The sequence below is a fragment of the Streptomyces sp. NPDC002784 genome (assembly GCF_053592135.1).
Genome location: NZ_JBSFVD010000165.1, coordinates 1 through 1,589, shown reverse-complemented (window position 1 = coordinate 1,589; position 1,589 = coordinate 1). Strand labels below are relative to the sequence as shown.

The 1,589-nt window shown below is 66.9% G+C and carries 2 protein-coding genes and 1 pseudogene; all 3 read right to left on the bottom strand.

Going from position 1 to position 1,589, the window contains the following annotated elements:
* Positions 1 to 53: 53 nt before the first annotated feature.
* Complete coding sequence (locus ACWD1Z_RS37510; protein ID WP_451125398.1) at positions 54 to 332, bottom strand: integrase core domain-containing protein; 279 nt, start codon at positions 330 to 332, stop codon at positions 54 to 56.
* Positions 333 to 387: 55 nt separating this feature from the next.
* Positions 388 to 759 (bottom strand): annotated as a pseudogene (locus tag ACWD1Z_RS37505) (DDE-type integrase/transposase/recombinase); the annotation flags it as partial.
* A gap of 192 nt (positions 760 to 951) precedes the next feature.
* Positions 952 to 1,449, bottom strand: coding sequence for a hemerythrin domain-containing protein (locus ACWD1Z_RS37500; RefSeq protein ID WP_389421100.1), 498 nt, complete (start codon positions 1,447 to 1,449; stop codon positions 952 to 954).
* Between the last annotated feature and the right edge of the window lie 140 nt (positions 1,450 to 1,589).

Genomic DNA, 1,589 nt, shown 5'->3' with positions numbered 1-1,589 from the left:
CTTGTATCACTACCGCGTACTGTCCGGGCCGCGTTCGGGAGAACCTTCTGACGTCAATCCCCTCGTGCGGTGGAGATCTTTCGAGCGGCCAACTCCACGGTAGGGTTGGCCCGGTGGTTTCGTTCGTAGTCGATCGGGCTCTGGTACCCGCATACGCTGTGTAGCCGTTGGGTGTTGTAGAAGCCGGTGATCCAGGTCGAGATCCTCAGTCGGGCCTCGGTGCGGGTGGTGAAGGTGCGCCGGGGGACATACTCGACCTTGAGCACGCTGTTGAACGCCTCGCTGACGGCGTTGTCGAAACACGATCCGACGCGGCCCATGGACCGGGTCACGCCCAGGCTGTGACAGGCCCGGCGAGAACGTCGGGAGACGTATGTCGCTGCCGCGGTCGCTGTGGAAGATCACACCCCTGACGCCGCCGCCGCGGGTGGCCGCGGCCATGTTCAGGGAGGCGACGACGAGGTCGGCGTCGTGACAGGCGCCCATCGCGTAGCCGAGCAATCGACGCGAGAAGAGGTCGATGACGGGGGCCAGGTAGAGCTTGCCCTCACCGGTGATGATCTCGGTCGCATCACCGCACCACACCTGGTTCGGAGCGTCCGCGGTGAAGTCACGGCGCACGAAGTCCGGGCCGCCGGCCGTTTGCCTGGCCGGGGCAGCCCGTGCCGACGGCGGATCTTCCGTCCGGCTAGGCCGAGTTCGGCCATGAGGCGGGCCACGGTGTTCACCGAGACGCGCCAGCCCGAGCCAGACCTTCATGGCAGCCCTTACCGGATGTGAACCCGGTTACCCAGGACGCAGGCCCGCCTGCCCGCAGTGTCGGCGAGCCGGTGACCGCCCGGGCCAGGTGCCGCGCCCTTGAGGCGCACGGCTTCGCACGCACGGAGGTGGCCTGTGCCCTGTCGGCGCCGCTGAGTGGAGGCGCCGACAGTGACGTTCCGTGCGGCGGGATCACTTGCTGCTGGAAGCGACCAGTTTGCGTACGCTGTCGATGCTGCCGCAGTCGTTTTCCAGGTACTTCGCGCGGGTTTCGCGGAACGCCTCGCCCAGCTGCGAGCGGCGGTCGTCGGCGACGTTCTCCCGCGCGTCGTTGAGCAGGGTCCGCTCCTCCTCGTCGGCATGGTGGTTGACCGCGGTGACGAGCTCTTCCAGCTTTTCGTCCCACTCATCGGAGCCGATGTCGTCGACTTCGAGCAGGGCGAGCAGGGCCTCGTTGGCCTCCTGGTGTTCGTGCACGCTGTGATCGACGTCCTCGCCGTCGACGTTCTTGTAGCGCCGCAGAGCCGGGTAGACCTCGTCCTCCTCGGCGGAGGCGTGGGCGATCAGCAGATGCGCGAATTCTTCGAGGGCGGCCGCGCGGTCGGCTTCGGCGTTGCGCATGGTGCGGAAGAGATCTTCCATGCGTCGGTGGTCCTGCAGGATGAGTTCGACGACGTCTGTGGACGGCATGGTGGCCTCCTACGGGTCAGCGGATGAGATTCCGCTCTCGGATACCCCGGTCCTCGCAGGTCAGGCGTACGCCTTTCGCGTGGAAAGCCTCGGGGCAATGCTCCTGGCGCGGCAGCCCGATGGTTCACGTGGGAACCAGT